Genomic DNA, 20,055 nt, shown 5'->3' on the forward strand with positions numbered 1-20,055 from the left:
GAGCGATGACGCTGTCCCCGGAGGAGTTCGAATTACTCTGCGAGTCGGTACTCTCCGAGTCACTCCCCTCGGCGCGGTTCTCGGTGACGGCGTTTCGACAGGACGGCGGTATCGACATCGACGGACGCATCAGAAATTCGCTTTTGGACGTTTCGCTGGGCGTTCAGGCGAAGCAGTACGGCTCAAGCAACACGGTCGGTTCGCCCGAAATACAGCGATTTCAGGGGGCGCTGGCCGACACGGGATGCGACACCGGGACGGTCATCACGGCGAGTTCGTTCACCACACCAGCCGTCGAAAGCGCCGAACGAGCTGGGATTCACTTGGTGAATGGTTCCGAGCTGTTCGACTCGATGATCGACCTTCGCGTCGGCGTTCGCCGGCAGAGTACTCGGTTCGAACCCGACGAAGAGTTCTGGAGCCTGTTCGGAGAGCCCGGTGAGGCGGGCGTGATACCATCTAAGCGAGTCCCACTCGCCAATTCGTTCGAAACGCTGGATACCGTTCTCTCGGCTATCGGTGACTCCCGTGGCGAGAAAGACGATATCGTCGAGTCCGCGGGCGCGTCGCCCCGTCACGCGGACCTGTACGCGATTGCGGGCTGGGTTCTCGGGTTCGTTCACCAAGAGTGGCCGGACGAGGAATCCCACAGACAGCGCCGCTGGTCGCTCACCCGAAGCGGCGCTCGGTACGTCGCCTATCGAGCGGCGGGCCTCGACGACGAGGCCGAAATCCTCCTTCTCGACGGGATTCGAAACGCAGAGATAATCGAACGACTCGTAAACTCGCTCTCGAAGGAGAGGTCATTCGGACACGGCGTGCTCGTCGACTTCATCGCGTCCGAGTCGGAGCTATCGCGGAGTAGCGCGAAACGCCGGGGCAGTTCGGTCGGCGTTTGGCTCGCCCGACTCCCCGAAGTCTCGGTCGAAAACGGACGCGAAAAACGATACGTTTGGAACGGGAATTAATCCGCCGCCGTCTGCCACTTCCGAACCGTATCCGCACCAACGCCTTCGACTTTCGCCGCGATGTCGTCGGGTTCGGACGCCTTCAGCGTCTTCACGTCCTCGATACCGGCGTCTTTCAGTTTCTCGGCGGTCTTCGCGCCGATGCCGTTGATGCTCTCTAACTCGGAACCGCCCTCGCCGTTCTGCTGGGCTTGGTACTCGCGGTAGTTACAGATGGGACAGCCGAGTTCCCACGGCTCGCGGTCGCCCTCGTACGTAATCCGGAGTTCGGGCAGGTCGTGTTCCTCGCAGGACTCGTCCGTCACCTCGATGTCGCCGCGACGGGGTAGCGGCAGCGAGTAGTCGCAGTCGGGGTAGCGGGTACAGCCGACGAGCCGGGAGCCGGAGCGGAGGCGCTTGATGGCGAGTTCGCCGTCGTGTTCTTCGCCGCACTCGGGACACGTCCCGATGACGAGGTCGTCTTCCTCGTCGGCCTCCTCGGCCTTACAGAGCGGACAGCCGTGGACGAACGTCTTGCGCCCGGCGAGCATCTTGATGTGGTGGAGGTCGTGGTCCTCGCAGGACTCTTCCATGATAAGCGGCTTCCCTGTGGAGGGAAGCGGCAGCGTGTAAGTGCAGTCGGGATAAGAGTCACAGCCGATGAAGTACGAGCCGCGACGGCTCTTTCTGACGACGAGGTCGCCGCCGCAGTCCGGGCAGGTGCCGACCGTCTTGTCGGCCTTCAGCGAGTCTTGGAGCTGCTTGCCGAGTTCCTCGCGGGACTCCATCAGCCCCTCGAACACCTCTCCGAGCATCTCTTTGGACTCCTCGGTCACGTCTTCGAGGGTGGCTTCGCCGCGGGCGATAGCTAGCATATCGGATTCGAGTTGCGAGGTCATCTCCTCGCTGACGATGAGCTTCGCGAAGTCCTCGGAGGCCTCCACGACGGCCCGCGCGAGGCGGGTCGGTCGCGGCGGGTCGCTCTCGATGTAGCCGCGGTCGTAGAGCTTCTGAATCACGTCGTGGCGGGTCGCCTTCGTCCCGATGCCCATCTGTTCCATCGTTTCGATGAGCCGCGACTGGCCGTAGCGCCGCGGGGGCTGGGTCTGCTTGGCGTCGAGGTGCGTGTCGGACAGCACGAGCGACTCGCCTTCCTCGACGTCCGGCACGAACGACTCGCTGGAGTTGAAGTACGGATACACGTCGTGGTAGCCGGCTTCGAGCAGGCGCTTGCCGTTTGCCTTCAGCGAGAGCCCCTCGACCTCGGCGACGACGCGGAGGTGCTCCCAGACGGCGTCCTCGGCGACGGTGGCGAAGAAGCGCCGGACGACGAGTTCGTACACGTCCCACTCGTCGTCTGAGAGGTCGGACGCCGAGGGGAGTTCGCCGGTCGGGTGAATCGGCGGGTGGTCGGTCGTCTCGTTGTCGCCCTCGGTCGGCTCGATTTCCTCCTGTTCGAGGAGGGATTCGGCGTCCTCCTTGAACCGGCGGTCGCCCTCGAACGCGCCGAGCAGTTCGCGCGGGTCGAGGTCGTCGGGGTACACCGTGTTGTCGGTCCGCGGGTAGGTGATGTAACCGGCCGTGTAGAGGTCCTCGGCGATGCTCATCGCCCGCTGGGCGGAGTAGCCGATAGAGCCGGCGGCCCGGATGAACTGCGTGGTGTTGAACGGGGCGGGCGGCGTGTCGGTCCGCGTGCGGCGGTTGACCGACGAGACCTCGGCGGCCTTGACGCCGAGGAGCGTCTGGTAGGCTTCCTCCGCGTCGTCTTCGTCCCAGATGCGCTCGGCTTCGGTGCCGTCGTCGTCGAGATAGAAGTACTGCGCCTCGAACGACTCGGCGTCGCCGTCGGCGTCCTTCGTCAGTTTGGAGAACAGCTCCCAGTAGTCTTCGGGGTCGAACGCGTCGATTTCGCGCTCGCGGTCGACGATGAGTTTCAGCGTCGGCCCCTGCACGCGGCCGACCGATATGAAGTCGTTGCCGAGCTGGCGGGCCGAAAGCGAGAGGAAGCGCGTGAGCGCCGCCCCCCAGACGAGGTCGATAATCTGTCGGGCCTCGCCCGCGGCGGCGAGGTCGAAGTCGAGGTCGTCGGGGTTCTCGAACGCCTCCGTCACCTCGCGGTTCGTAATCGAGGAGAACCGAACGCGGTCGACGGGCACGTCCTCGTTGACGTCGCGGACGAGTTCGTACGCCTCCTTGCCGATGAGTTCGCCCTCGCGGTCGTAGTCGGTCGCAATAGTAACCTTTCCTGCGCGGCGGGCGAGCCGGCGGAGCGCGGCGACGATGTTCTCCTGCGTGGGGTGTTTCTCGACGGGCGCGCCGATGAGTTCGACCGGCTCCACGTCGCGCCAGTCGTTGTACTCCGGCGGGAAGTCCACGCCGACGACGTGGCCCGACAGCCCGATACAGCGCTTGCCGCCCCACTTGTAGACGTTCACGCCGTTCATTCGCTCCGCGGAGGCGGTCTCGCCGCTCAGGATGTCGGCGATGCGCCTCGCGGCGTTGTCCTTCTCCGTGATGATGAGTTCCGGACCCCTGCTCATTGAGCGGCGATATGTCGGGGGTTGTCCTAAACCTTTCGTGCCGAATTCGAAGCGTAGCGGCCTCAACGCGCGCGGATACGGGCGGGCGGGTGAGCGCCCTCGCGCGCGAAGGTGTGTGTCTGCCGACGCGTCCGCGACACGCCGCGTCTCCCGTCGGATTTCACCGACTCGCTCCGCCGACCCGACGCTAGGAGCGACGACGATACCCGAGACGACTGCGACACGGGAACCGATAACAGCCGCCCGCCGAACCTGACAGCAGAACGACTTTCTCCGACGGCTCGGAAGGGAGCGCCATGCGACAGCCCTCCACCGAACACCTCCGCCTCGGCCTCGCGGTCCTCCTGATATTCACGCCGCTTTGGGGGCCGGCGCTCGGGCTCACCGGCCCGACGTACACCTACGAGTCCGCCGAAATCGGGGTCGAGGATAACCGACTCGACGTCCCCGACCGCGACGCTCGCTCGGCGTTGTGGCACGGCATCGACGGCTTCGCCTGCTCGGTCGGCTCGTCGGTGACGCGCTACTGCGCGCTGGAGGCCGCGACCCTGAACGGGTCGCTCGCGGTCGACCACCCGGACATGCAATCAAGTTCGTCCGGGTATCTCGACGCCGACGAACGGTATCTCGCGTACTACGACGGCCGTGTCTTCGAGCGCGAATCGACGTGGGAGGACGGCCGGTACGTCCTCTCGACGGCGCGCGTCCCGGCCGCGGCGGCGCTGGACCATATCGCTCGGGCCCCGGACCGATACCCGACCGCGTGGACGGCTATCGAGAACGGGTCGGGGACCGCGGACCGCGAACTCTGGCCGACGGACGCGGGCGCGAGAGTGTTCGAAGTCGACGGCGACTACTACCTCGTCTACCGGACCGGCGTGGACCGCCCGCTTCCGTCGTCGCCTGCGGCAGAGGAGGCACTGACGTGGTTCGCGGTCGTTCTCGGGTCGGCGATGCTGTTCGGCCGCGACGATGACGGCGACTGGTCGTAGTCACGTTCTCCGGGGCTGACAGGAAACGGCCGTCGTCGCGGAGAAGCGAACCCGAAGTCGGTCGGTTATTCGTCCAGTCGCTCGCGGAGCAACCGGTTCACGGTGCCGGGGTCGGCGCTTCCCTGGGACTTCTGCATGACCTGCCCGACGAGGAAGTTCAGCGCGCCGCCCTCGCCGTTGTGGTAGTCCTCGACGGCGTCGGGGTTCTCGTCGATTGCCTCTTGGACGAAACCACCGATTTCGTCGTCGTCGGCCTTGCCCAGCCCCGCTTCGTCGACGATGGTGTCGGGGTCCTTGCCCTCGTCGAGCATCTCGCGGAGGACGATTTCCTCGGCGTTCTTCGTCGTCACCTCGTCGGCGGCGACGAGTTCGACGAGCCGCGTGAACTCGTCGAGGCGGTCCGACACGTCCGTGATGTGCATATCGCGGTAGTTGAGTTCGCCGAGGAGGTTGTCGGCGACCCACGTCGCGGCGAGGTCGGCGTCGAACTCGGCGGCTACGTCCTCGAAGAAGTCCGCGACCTCCTTGGTCGAGGTGAGCTTCGAGGCGGACTCCTCGTCGATGCCGTACTCGGTATGGAAGCGCTCGCGGCGGGCGTCGGGAAGCTCCGGAATCGGAATCTCCTCCTTCCAGTGGGCGACCTGGAGCGGCGGGAGGTCGGCCTCGCGGAAGTAGCGGTAGTCCTTTTCTTCTTCCTTCGAGCGCATCGAGACGGTGATGCCGCGGGACTCGTCCCAGTGGCGCGTCTCCTGTTCGACGGCGCGGCCGCGCTGGATGGCGTTCTTCTGGCGGGTGACCTCGTAGGCCAGCGCCTTCTCCGCGCCCTTGTGGCTGGAGATGTTCTTGACCTCGGTGCGGTTGGCCGCTTCGAGCGCGTCGTCGGAAATCGCGCCGTCGTCGTCGACCTCGTCGGCGGGGACGAGCGAGATGTTGGCGTCGATGCGGAGCGAGCCGTCGCGGGTGGCGTCGAACACGCCGAGGTATTCGAGCACCTCTTCGAGCTTGGCGAGGAACGCGCGGGTCTCCTGCGGGCTTCGGAAGTCGGGTTCGGTGACGATTTCGACCAGCGGCGTGCCGGCGCGGTTGTAGTTGACGAGCGTGTAGTCCGCCGTGTCGATGCTGCCGCCTTTGTGCTGGAGGCTCCCGGGGTCCTCTTCGAGGTGGGCGCGCGTGATGCCGATGTCGCGGCGGGTACCCTCGACGGACACTTCCAGCGTCCCGTCGGCGCAGATGGGCGCGTCGTACTGGGTAATCTGGAAGTTCTTGGGCAGGTCGGGGTAGTAGTAGTTCTTCCGGTGGAAGCGGGTGTCCTCGGCGATGTCGGCGTTCAGCGCCTTGCCGATTTTGACCGCCGACTCCACCGCCGCCTCGTTGAGCACCGGGAGCGCGCCCGGCAGTCCGAGACAGACGGGGCACACGCGGGTGTTCGGCTCCTCGTCCTCGGCAGGCTCGGTCGAACAGCTACAGAAAATCTTCGTGGCCGTCTCGAGTTGAACGTGGACCTCCAACCCGATGACGACCGCGAGTTCGCGCTGTTCGAGCGCTTGCGCAGTCATTGGCCGGGCTTCGACGGCGGTGGGCTAAAGACTAACGGGACTGGTCGCGGTGGACCCCGTTCGCGGGTCGGCGGCCCGACACCGAGCCCTGTGACACCCGACAGACAATCACTAACGAGGTTTTATATACTGGCGTTTCATCACCACGATTTACGGAATTCGTTCACATATGACAAACGATACCACCTCGGATAGATGGGCACCGATTCGGACCGCCGGCCGGCTCTCGGCGCATCTCCGGACGCATCTGACGGTCCTTCTCATCGTCGTCGTCGCGGAACTCATCGGGACGATAACGTTCCCGCTCGGACCGGGCCAGGTCGTGCTCCTGCCGCTTCTGTACGCGGTCGTTCTCGGCCTCGCCCTCAGTTACAGCGTCCTCGGGTCGGTCATCGAACCGCTCCGGTCGGTCGTCGACGAGGACGTGAGCCGCATCGCCTCGCCGCTTCTCGTCGTCGCGCTGATGCCGCTCGGCGTGAAATACGGGACGCTCGTCGCGCCCTCGTTCTACGACCTCGTGGCGGCCGGGCCGGCGTTCGTCCTCCAGGAGTTCGGGAACCTCGGCACGATTCTCATCGCGCTCCCGCTCGCCCTGCTGTTGGGCCTCAAACGCGAGTCCATCGGCGCGGCGGTCAGCATCGCCCGCGAACCGACCCTCGGCGTCATCACCGACAAGTACGGCATCGAGTCGCCCGAGGGCCGCGGCGTCCTCGGCACCTACATGACCGGCACGGTCCTCGGAACCGTCTTCTTCGGCCTGCTCGGCGGCTTCGCGCCCGCGACGGGGCTGCACCCGCTCGCGCTCTCGATGGCCTGTGGCATGGGGTCGGCGAGCATGATGACCGCCTGTTCCACGTCGCTGGCGGCCGCCGTCGGCGGTGCGGGCGTCGCCGAAGACCAGATTCTGAGCTTCGCCGCGACGAGCAACCTCCTGACCGGCATCACGGGGCTCTACATGGTCATCCTCGTCGGCCTCCCGGTCATCACGCGTCTGTACGCGGTCCTCGCGCCCGTGTTCGGCCGTGACACCGCCGCGACTGACGGAGGTGAGTGAGATGTCGATGTCGACCCCGGAGTTCTCCGTCGAGTCGCTGAAGATGCTGCTCGTGGTGGCGTTCCTGACGCTGACGGCCAACTTCATCGCCACCGGCACGGGCTTCGTCGCCGCGCTCCCCGGCATGGCGCTCATCGTCGTCCTCGGCCTCGTCGGCCTGCTCATGGGGCGGCTGATTCCGCTGGACCTGCCGGCGTTCGCCTACGCGATGGTGCTCGCGTTCGCGCTCGCACTGCCGTTTTCGCCGGTGCAAGCGCCGTTTCTCGCCGCGGTCGGAGAAATCGATTTCCTCGCCACGACGACGCCGATTCTCGCCTACGCGGGCCTCTCTATCGGCCTCCAGACCGGGAAGATGAAGGAGGTCAGCTGGAAGCTCGTCCTCGTGGCCGTGTTCGTCTTCTTCGGTACGTTCTTCGGCTCGGCGCTCATCTCGCAGGCCGTGCTGTCCGCACAGGGGATTATCTGATGTCGCGCCTCACGACCGCCCGCCGTCCTCGCCGGGGTGAGACGCGATGACCGACGACCGCGTCGCGGCCCTCAAAGCCCGCGTCTGCGACGCTATCGACGACCGCGCGGACGAGATTATCGACTTCGCGAAGGACGTGCAGGCCGAACCGGAACTCGGCTACAAGGAGGTGAAGACGACCGAGAAGATCGTCTCGCTGTTCGAAGACCTCGACCTCGACGTGGAGACGGAGCTGGCGATTACCGGCGCTCGCGCCCGCGCGGGGTCGGGCGACTTCGTCGCGGCCGTCCTCGGCGAACTCGACGCGCTCGTCAACCCGGACCACCCGATGGCGGACCCCGAGACCGGCGCGGTCCACGCCTGCGGCCACAACGCCCAACTCGCGAACCTCGTGGGGACCGCCTTCGGCCTCGTCGGCAGCGGCGTCGTGGACGACCTCGACGGCGCGGTCGAGTTCGTCGCCGTCCCGGCCGAAGAGTATCTCGACCTCGACTACCGGCGCGGCCTGCTCGACGCCGGCGATATCGAGTTCTTCGGCGGCAAACAGGAGCTCATCCGCCGCGGCTACGTCGACGACTGGGACGCCGCCGCGATGATGCACGCCGGCAGCGACACGCCCGAGCGGACGATTACGAGCGACTTCTCGACCAACGGCTTCGTCGGCAAGTTCGTCACCTACCGCGGGACCGAGGCGCACGCCGGCGCGGCCCCCGAGGAGGGCGTCAACGCGCTCAACGCCGCGATGCTCGGGATGAACGCGGTCCACGCCCAGCGCGAGCGCTTCCGCGACGAGGACCACGTCCGCGTCCACCCCATCATCACCCGCGGCGGCGACGGCGTCAACGTCGTCCCCGCCGAGGTGACGATGGAGTCGTACGTCCGCGCGGCCTCGGTCGAAGCGGTCGCGGACGCCAACGAGTCGGTCAATCGGGCGCTCGCCTCGGGCGCGATGGGCCTCGGCGGCGACGTGGAAATCGAGGACTACCCCGGCTACATGCCGCTTCGGACCGACGAGACGATAGTCGCGTTCTACGACGAGAACGCCCGCGACATCGTCGGTCCCGACGCGGTCACGCCGGGGACGCCGCACCTCTCGGGGTCGACCGACATGGGCGACATCACGCAACTCGTCCCCGGCATCCACCCGTGGACCGGCGGCTTCGAGGGCGCGGTTCACGCCCGCGACTTCCGCGTCGTCGACGAGGAGATGGCCTACGTCATCCCCGCGAAGCTCACCGCCTGCACGCTGGTCGACCTGCTCACCAGCCCCGAGGCGATGGCGGCGGTCCGCGAAGCGAAAGCCGAAAAGCGCAGTCGCGAAGAGTACCTCGACGCGGTCCGGTCGCTCCGGGCGACGACGACCGAGTCGTACCGGGACTGAGATGTCAGCGATGGGGGTTCCGCCCCGGGACCCCCTTCACACGTATCACATTTTCGGTGATTGTCTGACGCACATTTATGTCTCACGCGCGGGGCTATGTTACCCATGAGTAACCGGGTAGAGGAACTCGAATCCAAAGTCGCAGAACTTCAGGCCGCCGTCAACGGGCTCACCGAGGAGCTCGTCGAGACCAAAGAACGGCTCCGCCAGCTCGAAGACGCCAACGACGTGCAGGTCCCCTCGCGGGCCGCGACCCGTCGCGGCGACTGGGAGACCGAAGACGAGGCCGACGCGGAGGCCGCCGCCGCGGAGCCCGCCGACGCCGACGAGACCTCGCCGGCCGACGCCGACGAGACTAAACCGGACGAGGCCGACGAGACTGACGAAGGGGACGGCGAGACGCCCGACGACGATATCATCGTCGCGTAATCGGGCGCGCCGTCCGAGCGAGCGCGCCCCGTGTTCATGCGGCGCGTTCCACCTGCGGGCGTCGCCCGCGTGAACACCAACCCATGCACATCAAAGAGCTCGTCCTTGACGGTTTCAAGAGCTTCGGGCGGCCGACTCGCATCCCGTTCTACGAGGATTTCACGGTCGTTACGGGCCCGAACGGTTCCGGCAAATCGAACATCATCGACGGCGTCCTCTTCGCGCTCGGCCTCGCCCGCACTCGCGGGATTCGCGCCGAGAAGCTGACGGACCTCATCTACAACCCCGGCCACGCCGACGGCAGCGACGAGGCCCCCGACAAGCCCAAGGAGGCCAGCGTCACGGTCGTCCTCGACAACTCCGAGGGGACGCTCGACCGCTCGCAGGTCGTCAACGCCGCCGGCACCGACAAAGTCGGCGGCGTCGAGGAGATAACTATCAAGCGCCGCGTCAAGGAGACGCCGGACAACTACTACTCGTACTACTACCTCAACGAGCGCTCGGTCAACCTCTCGGACATCAAGGACCTGCTCGCGCAGGCGGGCATCACCCCCGAGGGCTACAACGTCGTCATGCAGGGCGACGTGACCGAAATCATCAACATGACGCCCTACCAGCGGCGGGGCATCATCGACGAAATCGCGGGCGTCGCCGAGTTCGACGAGAAGAAAGACGCCGCCTTCGAGGAGTTGGAGGCGGTCGAAGAGCGCGTCGACGAGGCGGACCTCCGCATCGAGGAAAAGGAGACGCGACTCAACCAGCTCGCAGACGAGCGCGAGACGGCGCTCACCTACAAGGGACTCCGCGAGGAGAAAGAAGAGTACGAGGGCTACCTGAAGGCCGCGGAACTCGAAGACAAGCGCGAGGACCTCTCGCGGACCGAATCGCGCATCGAGTCCACCGAAGCCGACCTCGAAGCGTTACAGGCCGAACTCGACGAGCGACAGGGGAAAGTCACTCGCCTCGAAGAGGACCTCGAAGACCTCACCCGCGAAATCGAGCGCAAGGGCGAGGACGAACAGCTCCGCATCAAGTCGGAGATGGAGGAGATAAAGGGCGACATCTCCCGGCTGGAGAACGCCATCGAGGCCGCCGAGGAGAAGCGCGACGACGCCGAGGCCGAGCGCCGCAAGGCGTTCGTCGACATCGACCGCAAGCAAGAACAGATTGACGACCTCGAAGACGACATCCGCGAGGTCAAAGTCGAGAAGGCGTCGGTCAAAAGCGACATCCAGTCCAAGCGGGTCGAACTCTCCGAGGTGCAGGCCGAAATCGACTCGGTGGACACCGAGTTCGACGAGCTGAAGTCCGAACTCGCGGAGCGAAAGGAGACGCTCGACGAGCTCAAAGACGAGAAGAACGACCGCCAGCGCGCCAAGGACCGCCTGCTCGACGACGCGCGCCGCCGCTCGAACCAGATTTCGGAGACCCGGGACGAACTCGAACGCGCCCGCGAGCGCATCCCCGAACTGAAGGCGACCGTCTCCGACCTGCACAGCGAACTCGACACCGCCGAGAAGAACGAGGCGAAGATAGACGGCGTCATCGAGGACTTGCAGGCCGAGAAGGCCGACCTGAACGACGAACTGTCCGAGGTCACGGACGAACTCCAGACCAAGCAGTCCGAGTACGCCCGCCTCGAAGCCCGAGCCGGCAAGGACGGTGATAACTCGTGGCCCCGCGCCGTCACGACCATCCTCAACGCCGGCATCTCCGGCGTCCACGGCGCGGTCGGCCAACTCGGCTCCGTCGACGGCGAGTACGCGAAAGCCTGTGAGACGGCCGCCGGCGGTCGCCTCGCCAACGTCGTCGTCGACGACGACGGCGTGGGGTCGTCCTGTATCGACCACCTGAAGTCCCGCAACGCGGGCCGCGCGACGTTCCTGCCCATCACGAAGATGGACAACCGGAGCCTGCCGCGCGAGCCCGACAACCCCGGCGTCGTGGACTTCGCGCGCAACCTCGTCGACTACGATTCGCAGTACGAGTCGATTTTCTCGTACGTCCTCGGGTCGACGCTCGTCGTCGAGGACATGGAGACCGCCCGCGACCTGATGGGCGACTACCGCATGGTCACCCTCGACGGCGACCTCGTGGAGCGCTCCGGCGCGATGACCGGCGGCTCCGGCGGCGGCTCTCGCTACTCGTTTTCGAAGTCCGGCGAGGGCAAACTCGACCGCCTCGCGAAGGAGATTACGAAGCTCGAAGACCGCCGCCGCTCGCTCAACGAGGAGATTCGCGACATCGATGACGACCTCGACGACGCTCGCGGGCGGGCTTCCGACGCCGCCGACCGCGTTCGGACCATCGAGCGCGAAATCGAGGACGCCGAGGAGGATATCGAGGAGGCCGAAGCCGAAATCGACCGGCTCGAAGACCGCCTCGACGAACTCCAGTCCGAACGCGAGTCGGTGGACGAACAGATGTCCGACCTCGACGACGAAATCGCCGACCTCGACGACGAAATCGAGACGGTCGAGGCCGAAATCGAGGACATCGAAGCCGAACTCGCGGACTCCGAGATTCCGGAACTCACCGCCCGCGCCGACGAGATTCGGGCGGACATCGACGACCTCGAAGACCGGATGTCCACGCTCGACGGCCGGCTCAACGAGATTCAACTCGAAAAGCAGTACGCCGAGGACGCGGTCGACGACCTCCACGACACGGTCGAGGCCGCCCAGAACCGCAAGGCCGAGGCTCGGGAGTCCATCTCCGAGGCGGAGTCGAAAATCGAGGAGCGCGAGGACGACCTCGAAGCCAAGCGCGAGGCGGTCGCCGAACTCGAGGAGGAACTGGTCGACCTCAAGGAGGACCGCACGGAGCTCCAAGACGACCTCCGCGAAGCTCGGAGCGCCCGCGACGAGAAGAAAGACCGGGTGAATGCGGTCGAATCCAAGCTCGAAAGCATGCGCTCGGCCGCCGAACGGCTCGAATGGGAAATCGACGAACTCCAGTCGCAGGTCGGAGACTACGACCCCGACGAGATTCCCGACCACGACACGGTCGAGTCGGAAATCGAGCGACTCACCGAGGAGATGGAGGAACTCGAACCGGTCAACATGCTCGCTATCGACGAGTACGACGACGTGAAAGCCGACCTCGAAGCCCTCCAGGAGCGCCGCGACGTGCTGGTCGAAGAGCGCGACGCCATCGCCGACCGCATCGACCAGTACGAGTCCCAGAAGAAGGCGACGTTCATGGAGTCGTTCGACGCCATCGCCGAGAACTTCACGGACATCTTCGAGCGCCTGTCGAACGGGACGGGGCACCTCCAGTTAGAGAACCCCGACGACCCCTTCGAGGAGGGCCTGACGATGAAGGCCCAGCCGGGCGACAAGCCCATCCAGCGCCTCGACGCCATGTCCGGCGGCGAGAAGTCGCTGACGGCGCTCGCGTTTATCTTCGCCATCCAGCGGCACAACCCCGCGCCGTTCTACGCGCTCGACGAGGTGGACGCCTTCCTCGACGCCGCGAACGCCGAGCGCGTCGGCCAGATGGTCGACGACCTCGCGGGCGACGCCCAGTTCGTCGTCGTCTCGCACCGCTCTGCGCTCCTCGAACGCGCCGAGCGCGCTATCGGCGTGACGATGCAGGGCGACAACGTCAGCGCGGTCACGGGTATCCAGTTCGGCGGCGACGGCGGGGCTGGAAGCGACGGCGGTGACGGCCGCGACGCGGACGGCTCGGGCGGCGACGACTCCGGCGACTCCGACGGCGGCGACCGCCCCGACGACGACGCGGACGGTGGTGACGGCGGCGAGGCCGACGCGGACGTGGAAGCGGAGGTTCCGGCGGATGACTGACGACATCCCCGAACTGAACCTCTCTCGCGGGCGCGGCGAGCGAGACGGAAGCGACGGCGACGACGATGACGACGGGGTCTTCTCGTTCGCCGGCGACGACGCCGCGCCCGACTCCGAGGCAGACGCCGCCCCCGCCGAACCCGACGCGATGGACGAGGTACTCCCGGAGGACGTCTCCGAGTCGGACGACGACGAGGTCGAACCGGTCGAACTCCTCGTCCAACTCGCCAAGGAGGGAACCATCGACCCGTGGGACATCGACATCGTGGAGGTCACGGACGCGTTCCTGAACCGCCTCGACGCGATGGACCTCCGGACGACCGGCCGGGCGCTGTTCTACGCGAGCGTCCTCCTGCGCATGAAGTCGGACGAACTCCTCGCCCCGGACGAACCCGACGAGGAGGAACTCGAACCGTGGGAACTCGCCTTGGAGAGCGGCGGCGACGAGGGCCACCCCGGCGACAACGGCGAGGGGCCTCCCGGGTTCGACCCAATCGACGCGCTGGAAGACGAGATGGACCGTCGGCTCGAACGCAAGCACGCCCGCGGGTCGCCCGAAACGCTGGACGAACTCGTCCGCGAACTCCGGGAGGTCGAACGCGGGTCGTGGTGGAAGCGCCGCCGCGAGTACGACACCTCCGAGTCGCCGCGCGGCTTCTCTCGCGGGACGCAGACGCTCGACTACCACACGCCCGGCGAGATGCGCGGCGCGGGCGAACCCACCGAAGACGACGTGACCGGGACCGCCCACAACGAGGACATCGAAGCGGTCGTCGAAGCCGTCGGCGACGTGCTCGCCACCCACTACGAGAAGGGCCGCGACGAGGTGCTGTTCGCCGAGATACGCGACGTGGGCGACACCGTGATGACGACCTATCTCGCGCTCCTGTTTCTGTCCCACCGGAGCACGGTCTACCTCAAGCAGGACGACCTGTTCGGCGACCTCTGGATTCGGAACCCCGAGGTGTTCGACGCCGACCCCGGCGCGGGGTCGGAAGTGGACGCGGACGCGGCGGGTGCCGACAGAGTGGACGCCGAGGCGGCCGATGGCGGTTCCGACACCGTCGCTGACGACGTCGACGACGCCGACGACGCTGACAACGCTGACGACGACCCCGAACTCGAAGCCGAGGCCATCGCCGACGACTAGCTATTTTATCGAACCCGCCGTCAGTCTCGGACGTGCCCCATCCGACTCTGCTCTCCAGCACGCTCCGACGACTGACGGTCGCGGTCTCGCTCGTCACGTCGGTGACGTTCGCAGTGATTTCGTCGGCTATCTTGTTCCCTCAGTCGGTCATCTGGCCGTTGGCGGTGCTGTGTTTCTTTCCCATTTTCTGGCTGCACTGCTACGTCCCCGGCTACGTCTCGTACAGTCCGACCTCGTTCGGTCGCGTCCGCGAGGTGGTCACGTCGCCGGGGTCGGTCCGCGAGTGCGTCGTCTGCGGCGAGGCCGACGACCGAGGCGTCGTCCGGGAGTTCAGCACGCAGTTCGTCGTCGCGGGCATCCCGCTCGCGACGACCGACCGCGGGGAAAACGAGTACTGCACGCGCTGTCACGGGGTCGAGTTCTCACCGACCGATGAAGCGGCGCGTGGCGAACGCGAGGTCGGGGAGTCGGAAGGCGACTCGGGCAAATCCGCAGAACTGAACGACTGAGACCGGCTCAGTCGACGTACTCGTCGATGAGTGGCGCGAGCTTTGCTTTCGTCTCGGCGGGGATGGCCTCGTCGGGCGTGTTGATGGTCCCTTCGAGCGCGGAGTGACTGTCGGTCTCGTGGCCGTCGGGAATCTTGCGGATGGCGGCCTCGACGGTCTCCTTGATGGCCTCCTCGTTGGCGGCGGCGTTCTTCAGCACCTCGTCGAGGGTGACTTCGCTGTCGTCCTTCCAGACGTCGTAGTCGGTGACGCCGGTGATGGTCGCGTAGGCCATCTCGGCCTCGCGGGCGAGTTTGGCCTCGGGGATGGTCGTCATGCCGATGACGTCCCAGCCCTGCGCGCGGTAGTGTTCGCTTTCGGCCTTCGTGGAGTACGACGGCCCCTCGATGCAGACGTAGGTGCCACCTTCTTGGACCTGCGCGTCGGTCGCCTCTTCGGCGGCCTCGGCGAGGATGGAGACGAGTTCCTCGTCGTACGGCATCGCGAAGGGCTGGTGGACGACGATGCCCTCGTCGAAGAACGTCAGGGGGCGGTGTTTCGTGCGGTCGTAAATCTGGTCGGGGACGACGAGCGTCTGCGGCGGCAGGTCCTCTTTGAGGCTGCCGACGGCGTTGCTGGCGAGGACGTGGGTGACGCCGAGCTGCTTCAGCGCGAAGATGTTCGCGCGGTAGGGGAGCGTCGTCGGCGAGTGCTGGTGGTCCGGGCCGTGTCGCGGGAGGAAGACGACCTCGCGGCCGGTGTCACCGAACTCGCCGACGACGGGCGTCGTCGAGGGTTCGCCGAACGGCGTCTCGACGGGTTCCTCGCGGGTGTTCTCCAGCGGGAGCGCCTCGTAGATACCGCTGCCACCGATGAATCCGATTTTCATACTCGAAGGTCGGGGAGGGCGCACAAAATCGTGGCGAAACGGGCGCTACACCACGAAGCCGTGGTTCAAGAGGTAGATGAGCACCGAGAGCGCGGGCACGCTGAGGAGCGTCGTCGCGAAGACGGCCGCGGAGACGAACTCGGCGAGCGAGGTGGCAGAGCCGGTTCCCGAGGCGTCGCCGAACTCCGCGACGAGGATGAGCGGCGTGACCGCGGCGGGCATCGCGGATTCGAGGACGAACGTCCGCGCGACCGTCGGGTCGCCGAAGCCGGCGACGAGCGCGACGCCGACCGCGACCGCGGGCGCGACGACCATCTTGAGCGCGGCGACGACGCCGACCTCCGAGAGCGTCGAGCCGAGGTCGGCCCCCGCGAGTTGGATGCCGAGGATGAGGAGCATCATCGGAATCGACGAGTCGCCGACGAGCCTGAGCGTCTCCATCGCGGGGACGCCCGTCGGCGGGACGACGCCGAGCCAGCGAGCGGCGAGCGCGGCGACGACGGCGTAGACGAGCGGGATTCGGACGATGCGTTCGAGGCCGACGCGCCACCCCGGCGGGGCGTCGTCGCGGTCGGCTCCGCGTCCGGCGATATACACGCCCAGCGTGTAGATGAGGACGCTCTGGACGGCGAGGTAGACGACGGCCGTCGAGCGGCCGGTATCGCCGAAGGCAAAGGAGCTGACGGGGATGCCGTAGTTCCCCGAGTTCGGGAAGGCGGCGACGAGGACGAGCGCGCCGAGGAGGGGGTCGGAAATCCCCGCGAGTCGGGCGACGCCGCCCGCGACGAGGAGCATGGCGACGTGGTAGGCGACGACGCCGGCGGTGAGGGCGGCCAGCGTCTCGCCGGCGAGTTCGGTCGTCGCGAGGCTGTAAAACACGAGGACCGGCGCGAGGACGTACACCGTGACCGTGTTGAGCGGTTCGGGGTCCACGTCGCGGACGCGACCGAGGAGAAAGCCCACCGCGCCGATGGCGAGAATCGGCAGGAGCGCGCCGGCGAAGATAGAAAACAGCGACATGCGCGTGCCGAAGCGCGTCACGCAAACGAACGTTTCGCTTCGAGCGAGTCCCGACGGAACTCGGACGCAGGCGGCCGGAGAGACAGCCGAAACTGGGTGTCGAAGCGGACCCGAGAAGGAGCGCGAGGTCGAACGAAGCCGGGCGGACTGAACGAGCCGGTTTCAGGCCCCGACGCCGTCGTTTTCGAGGAGACGCCACGCGCCGTCGCCGGTGGACTCGACGTAGCCGCGGCGCTCCATCTCGGACATGACTTCCGGCATCCGGTCGGGTTGGGCGATTTCCATCTCGATGCGGTCCACGTCGTGGAACTCCGCGAGGTAGTGGCGGATGTCTTCGAGTTCGAACGTGTCGTCGTCGGCTTTCGCCATGACGCCCGAGGTGAGGTCTATCATGTCCTCGATGAAGTTCCACGGGTAGACGACCCACGCCCACTCTTCGAGGCGCTCGCCGACGTAGTCGGGTTCGAACTCGCTGGTCTGGAGGAGTTGGAGCGTCGCGGTCCGGACCTCGCCCGCGTTGCGCTCGTTGACGTACTCGTGTGCGCGCTTGATGGAGCCGCCGGTGTCGGCGATGTCGTCGATGATGAGCACGTCCTTGCCCTCGACGCTGCCTTCCGGCATCGGGTAGCGGACCTCCGGCTCGTTCGACTTCTGGGCCGTCCCGACGTAGTGTTCCATCTTCAGGCTCGTCAGGTCGTCCAGCCCGAGGAAATCGCAGATACACCGGCCCGCGAACCAGCCGCCGCGGGCCAACGCGACGATGACGTCGGGTTCGAACTCGGACGTTTTGACCTCGTCGGAAACGTCGCGGCAGAGGCCGTAGATGTACTCCCAGTTCGTGATAGTACAGTTAAACTCGTCGGGGAGGTCGCCCATATCTTCCGTTCACCGTGCGTACTGCCGCGCCTGACGCCCTTTAATCTGTACGACTCGGCCCGCCCGTGTGTCGGCGTGCCAAAACCCCCCGAACCGACGTTATTCGGTGACTAACCGGAGAACCAGACGTTCAGGCGGATACTAACGCATGTTAACAAGGGACATAGTTATATCGAGTGCCGGAGTATGCGGATTTGTAGGTGAAATAGAATGCACACGTGTGGTAACTGTGGTGAGTTCGTCTCCCGCGATTTCGTCCGCGTCTTCGGCAACGACATGGACGAGGTCGTCGGGTGTCCAGCCTGTATGAACATGCGCGAAGTGATGCAGGGCGACGGCGCAGCTCAAACGAGCGGCCGCGTCCGGTGGACCCGCGCGTGAATCGGTCGCGGTCGACCAACTCGCGCCCGGACCGCGCCCGCTCGTATCGCCCTCCTCCCTTCTCATACGACCCGACCGCCGACCCGCTGGTTTGATACATCGCCGTGTAGTGCGCCTTTCCATGGATAGCCGACGCGCCCTCCTCGTCGACGCCTTCACGACCGAACCGCTGTCCGGTAACGCGGCCGGAGTCGTCCCCGACGCCGACGGACTCGACGCGGAACAGATGCGCGCCATCGCCGCCGAACTCGGCGCGAGCGAGACGGCGTTCGTCTGCTCGTCGGCCGCCGCGGACCGCCGCATCCGCTATTTCACGCCCCAACAGGAAGTCGACCTCTGCGGCCACGCGACTATCGCGGCCCACGCCCACCTCGCGGCCGAACGCGACCTCGAACCGGGCACGCACACCTTGGAGACGAACGTCGGCACCCTCGACATCGAACTCGGTGACCTCGGCGAGGTGTGGATGACGCAGGACGCCCCGACGGTCCGGCCCTTGGAGGTCGACTACGACCGCCTCGCGGCGGCGCTCGGCGTCGACGACGCCGCCCTCCGCGACGTGGGCGCTGACCTCCCCGTCGCGGTCGCCTCCACCGGGCTTCCCTTCCTCGTCGTCCCGGTCAACTTCCTCGAACACCTCTCGGCTGCGGACCCGGACGACGCCGCCATCGCAGACCTCGCGGCCGAACACGACGCGGCGGGCGTCTACGCCTACACCTTCGACGCCATCGACGGCGACTCCACGCTTCACGCGCGGTGTTTCGCTCCCGGCATCGGCATCTCCGAGGACCCCGCGACCGGAACCGCCGCCGGCGCGTGCGGCGCGTACCTCCGGCAGGTCGGCGCGTTCGACTCGATGCCCGACGAACTCCGATTCGAACAGGGCCACTTCGTGGACCGACCGGGAACCGTCCGCGTGCAGGTCGGCGCTGAGATACGCGTCGGCGGCCGCGCGGTGCAGTCGCTCGACGGCGAAATCGTCGTCCCGGAGTTCGCGGACGACGACATCATCGAAGCCTGACTCTCCGGGCTGAAAACGAGACGGGCCGCGAGGGCCGAGGCGGCCTCAGCCGATGTACCGGAGGTCGTCGTCGCTGGCGATGCTCCCTTGCTGTTGCTGTTGCATCTCCTGAATCTTCGCGGCGACTTCCTTCATCTCCTCTGCGCGCTCTTCGAGCGACTCGAAGTCGACGCTGAACTGGAGGAGGTCCTGTAAGACTTCGATGACGACTTGCGCGCTCTGGGGGTCGACGAGGTAGCCGCTCGTCTCGCCCATCAGGCAGGTCGCGTCGAGGCCGCGGCGGCCGCCGAGGCCGAGAAGGAGGCCGGAGACGCCGACGACGCCGCCGGCGGGTTCGCCCTCGCGGAACTCGATGCCCGCCTCGTCGAGTTCGTCGAGGCGGGACTCGTCGGCGACGGCTCCGAGGACCGACGGCTCGTCGACGAGTTCGCCGGTCGGGACGCCGCCCAGCGCGAACAGGCGCTCGACGCCGAACTCCTCGGCGATGTCGAGGAAGGTGTCGGTGAGGTGGTAGTGGCCCTCGTTCGACTGCGCCTGGTGGTCGCCCGTGAGAAGCAGCAGGTCCGGTCCCTCGCCGGGCGTCTCGACGGCGTGAATCGCGACGTGGGTCAGCTCGGCGACGCCCTCGTCGATGCTCACCTGCGGCGGGAACGCGTCGGCGTAGACGCGGCGGACCAGCGTGGCCTCCTCGAACTCCTCCAGCAGGTGCTCGACGGCGAGTTTGCCGACGTTGCCGACGCCCGGCAGCCCCTCGATGAGGACCGGGTCGGTGAGGTCGACCTCCTCGACAGCCTCGATTTCGATGTCGTCCATGCACGTAGTGGCGGCCGCGCCGGTTAAGAGAGCGTCGGTAGCCGAAGACGGAGGCTACTCCGACTCCTCGGCGAGGCGGCGCTTCCGCGCGCGGCGGTACTCGCCGTGGGGGTCCTCGGGATTGTAGGGTGCGGGCGCGCTGTTCTCGGTGGCGGCGCCGCACTCCGGACAGGTCTCAGAAAGCGAGTACACCGGGCGGTCGTGGCGGTCGCGCCACGCGCTGCACACCCGGATGTCTGATTTCAT

At 66.7% G+C, this 20,055-nt stretch carries 18 protein-coding genes; 11 read left to right on the forward strand and 7 right to left on the reverse strand.

From position 1 onward, the window contains the following. The first annotated feature begins 5 nt into the window (after nucleotides 1-5). Nucleotides 6-968 carry a restriction endonuclease gene (locus DVK03_RS03550; RefSeq protein ID WP_115802715.1) on the forward strand — a complete coding sequence of 321 codons (963 nt, stop codon included), beginning with the start codon at nucleotides 6-8 and terminating at the stop codon, nucleotides 966-968. On the opposite strand, the gene DVK03_RS03555 is transcribed toward DVK03_RS03550, so the two are convergent. After that, on the reverse strand, nucleotides 965-3,487 hold the full coding sequence (locus DVK03_RS03555; protein ID WP_115802241.1) for a DNA topoisomerase I: 2,523 nt from the start codon (nucleotides 3,485-3,487) through the stop codon (nucleotides 965-967). The two genes, DVK03_RS03550 and DVK03_RS03555, sit on opposite strands and share 4 nt — an antisense overlap. A 296-nt stretch (nucleotides 3,488-3,783) precedes the next feature. Between DVK03_RS03555 and DVK03_RS03560 the strand changes: the two genes are divergently transcribed. Then, the gene (locus tag DVK03_RS03560; RefSeq protein WP_115802242.1) at nucleotides 3,784-4,479 is read left to right on the forward strand and encodes a hypothetical protein; all 696 of its coding nucleotides are present in this window, start codon (nucleotides 3,784-3,786) and stop codon (nucleotides 4,477-4,479) included. Nucleotides 4,480-4,544: 65 nt separating this feature from the next. On the opposite strand, the gene gatB is transcribed toward DVK03_RS03560, so the two are convergent. After that, the gene (gene gatB, locus DVK03_RS03565; protein WP_115802243.1) at nucleotides 4,545-6,035 is read right to left on the reverse strand and encodes an Asp-tRNA(Asn)/Glu-tRNA(Gln) amidotransferase subunit GatB; all 1,491 of its coding nucleotides are present in this window, start codon (nucleotides 6,033-6,035) and stop codon (nucleotides 4,545-4,547) included. Between the two features lie 169 nt (nucleotides 6,036-6,204). On the opposite strand from gatB, the gene DVK03_RS03570 reads away from it, so the two are divergent. From DVK03_RS03570 to DVK03_RS03600, 7 genes are all read left to right on the forward strand, one after another. Beyond that, nucleotides 6,205-7,089 carry a DUF3100 domain-containing protein gene (locus DVK03_RS03570; RefSeq protein WP_006600621.1) on the forward strand — a complete coding sequence of 295 codons (885 nt, stop codon included), beginning with the start codon at nucleotides 6,205-6,207 and terminating at the stop codon, nucleotides 7,087-7,089. 1 nt (nucleotide 7,090) lies between these two features. After that, the gene (locus DVK03_RS03575; RefSeq protein ID WP_115802244.1) at nucleotides 7,091-7,555 is read left to right on the forward strand and encodes a hypothetical protein; all 465 of its coding nucleotides are present in this window, start codon (nucleotides 7,091-7,093) and stop codon (nucleotides 7,553-7,555) included. Nucleotides 7,556-7,601: 46 nt separating this feature from the next. Then, nucleotides 7,602-8,936, forward strand: a complete 1,335-nt coding sequence (locus DVK03_RS03580) for an amidohydrolase (RefSeq protein WP_115802245.1) — start codon at nucleotides 7,602-7,604, stop codon at nucleotides 8,934-8,936. A gap of 105 nt (nucleotides 8,937-9,041) precedes the next feature. Next, a complete protein-coding gene (locus DVK03_RS03585) occupies nucleotides 9,042-9,365 on the forward strand; it encodes a chromosome segregation protein SMC (RefSeq protein WP_115802246.1) in 324 nt (107 codons plus the stop codon). Nucleotides 9,366-9,448: 83 nt separating this feature from the next. Further along, nucleotides 9,449-13,171, forward strand: a complete 3,723-nt coding sequence (smc, locus tag DVK03_RS03590) for a chromosome segregation protein SMC (RefSeq protein ID WP_115802247.1) — start codon at nucleotides 9,449-9,451, stop codon at nucleotides 13,169-13,171. Continuing rightward, a complete protein-coding gene (locus DVK03_RS03595; protein ID WP_115802716.1) occupies nucleotides 13,164-14,321 on the forward strand; it encodes a ScpA family protein in 1,158 nt (385 codons plus the stop codon). Before smc ends, DVK03_RS03595 begins: the two co-directional genes overlap by 8 nt. 32 nt (nucleotides 14,322-14,353) lie before the next feature. Then, nucleotides 14,354-14,830 (forward strand): hypothetical protein, encoded by a 477-nt coding sequence (locus tag DVK03_RS03600; protein ID WP_115802248.1) that lies wholly within the window; start codon nucleotides 14,354-14,356, stop codon nucleotides 14,828-14,830. 7 nt (nucleotides 14,831-14,837) lie between these two features. Here the strand turns inward: DVK03_RS03600 and mtnP are convergent, their stop codons facing one another. The 3 genes from mtnP to DVK03_RS03615 form a co-directional block, all read right to left on the reverse strand. Then, entirely contained in the window at nucleotides 14,838-15,698 is an 861-nt protein-coding gene (mtnP, locus tag DVK03_RS03605; RefSeq protein WP_006600617.1) for an S-methyl-5'-thioadenosine phosphorylase, read from the reverse strand. Nucleotides 15,699-15,743: 45 nt separating this feature from the next. Continuing rightward, nucleotides 15,744-16,739, reverse strand: a complete 996-nt coding sequence (locus DVK03_RS03610) for an AEC family transporter (RefSeq protein WP_115802249.1) — start codon at nucleotides 16,737-16,739, stop codon at nucleotides 15,744-15,746. A 141-nt stretch (nucleotides 16,740-16,880) separates the two neighbouring features. Then, complete coding sequence (locus tag DVK03_RS03615; RefSeq protein ID WP_004044241.1) at nucleotides 16,881-17,594, reverse strand: phosphoribosyltransferase; 714 nt, start codon at nucleotides 17,592-17,594, stop codon at nucleotides 16,881-16,883. A gap of 210 nt (nucleotides 17,595-17,804) precedes the next feature. Between DVK03_RS03615 and DVK03_RS19960 the strand changes: the two genes are divergently transcribed. Together DVK03_RS19960 and DVK03_RS03620 are read left to right on the forward strand one after the other, a co-directional pair. Next, entirely contained in the window at nucleotides 17,805-17,975 is a 171-nt protein-coding gene (locus DVK03_RS19960) for a hypothetical protein (RefSeq protein ID WP_004044240.1), read from the forward strand. Nucleotides 17,976-18,096: 121 nt separating this feature from the next. Next, nucleotides 18,097-18,996, forward strand: a complete 900-nt coding sequence (locus DVK03_RS03620) for a PhzF family phenazine biosynthesis protein (protein ID WP_006600616.1) — start codon at nucleotides 18,097-18,099, stop codon at nucleotides 18,994-18,996. A gap of 45 nt (nucleotides 18,997-19,041) precedes the next feature. On the opposite strand, the gene DVK03_RS03625 is transcribed toward DVK03_RS03620, so the two are convergent. Then, nucleotides 19,042-19,809, reverse strand: a complete 768-nt coding sequence (locus DVK03_RS03625) for a proteasome assembly chaperone family protein (protein ID WP_004064950.1) — start codon at nucleotides 19,807-19,809, stop codon at nucleotides 19,042-19,044. Between the two features lie 54 nt (nucleotides 19,810-19,863). Continuing rightward, nucleotides 19,864-20,055 (reverse strand): RNA-protein complex protein Nop10, encoded by a 192-nt coding sequence (locus DVK03_RS03630; RefSeq protein ID WP_006600615.1) that lies wholly within the window; start codon nucleotides 20,053-20,055, stop codon nucleotides 19,864-19,866.

Origin of the sequence: Haloferax sp. Atlit-109R (assembly GCF_003665865.1) — an archaeon.
GTDB lineage: Archaea > Halobacteriota > Halobacteria > Halobacteriales > Haloferacaceae > Haloferax > Haloferax volcanii.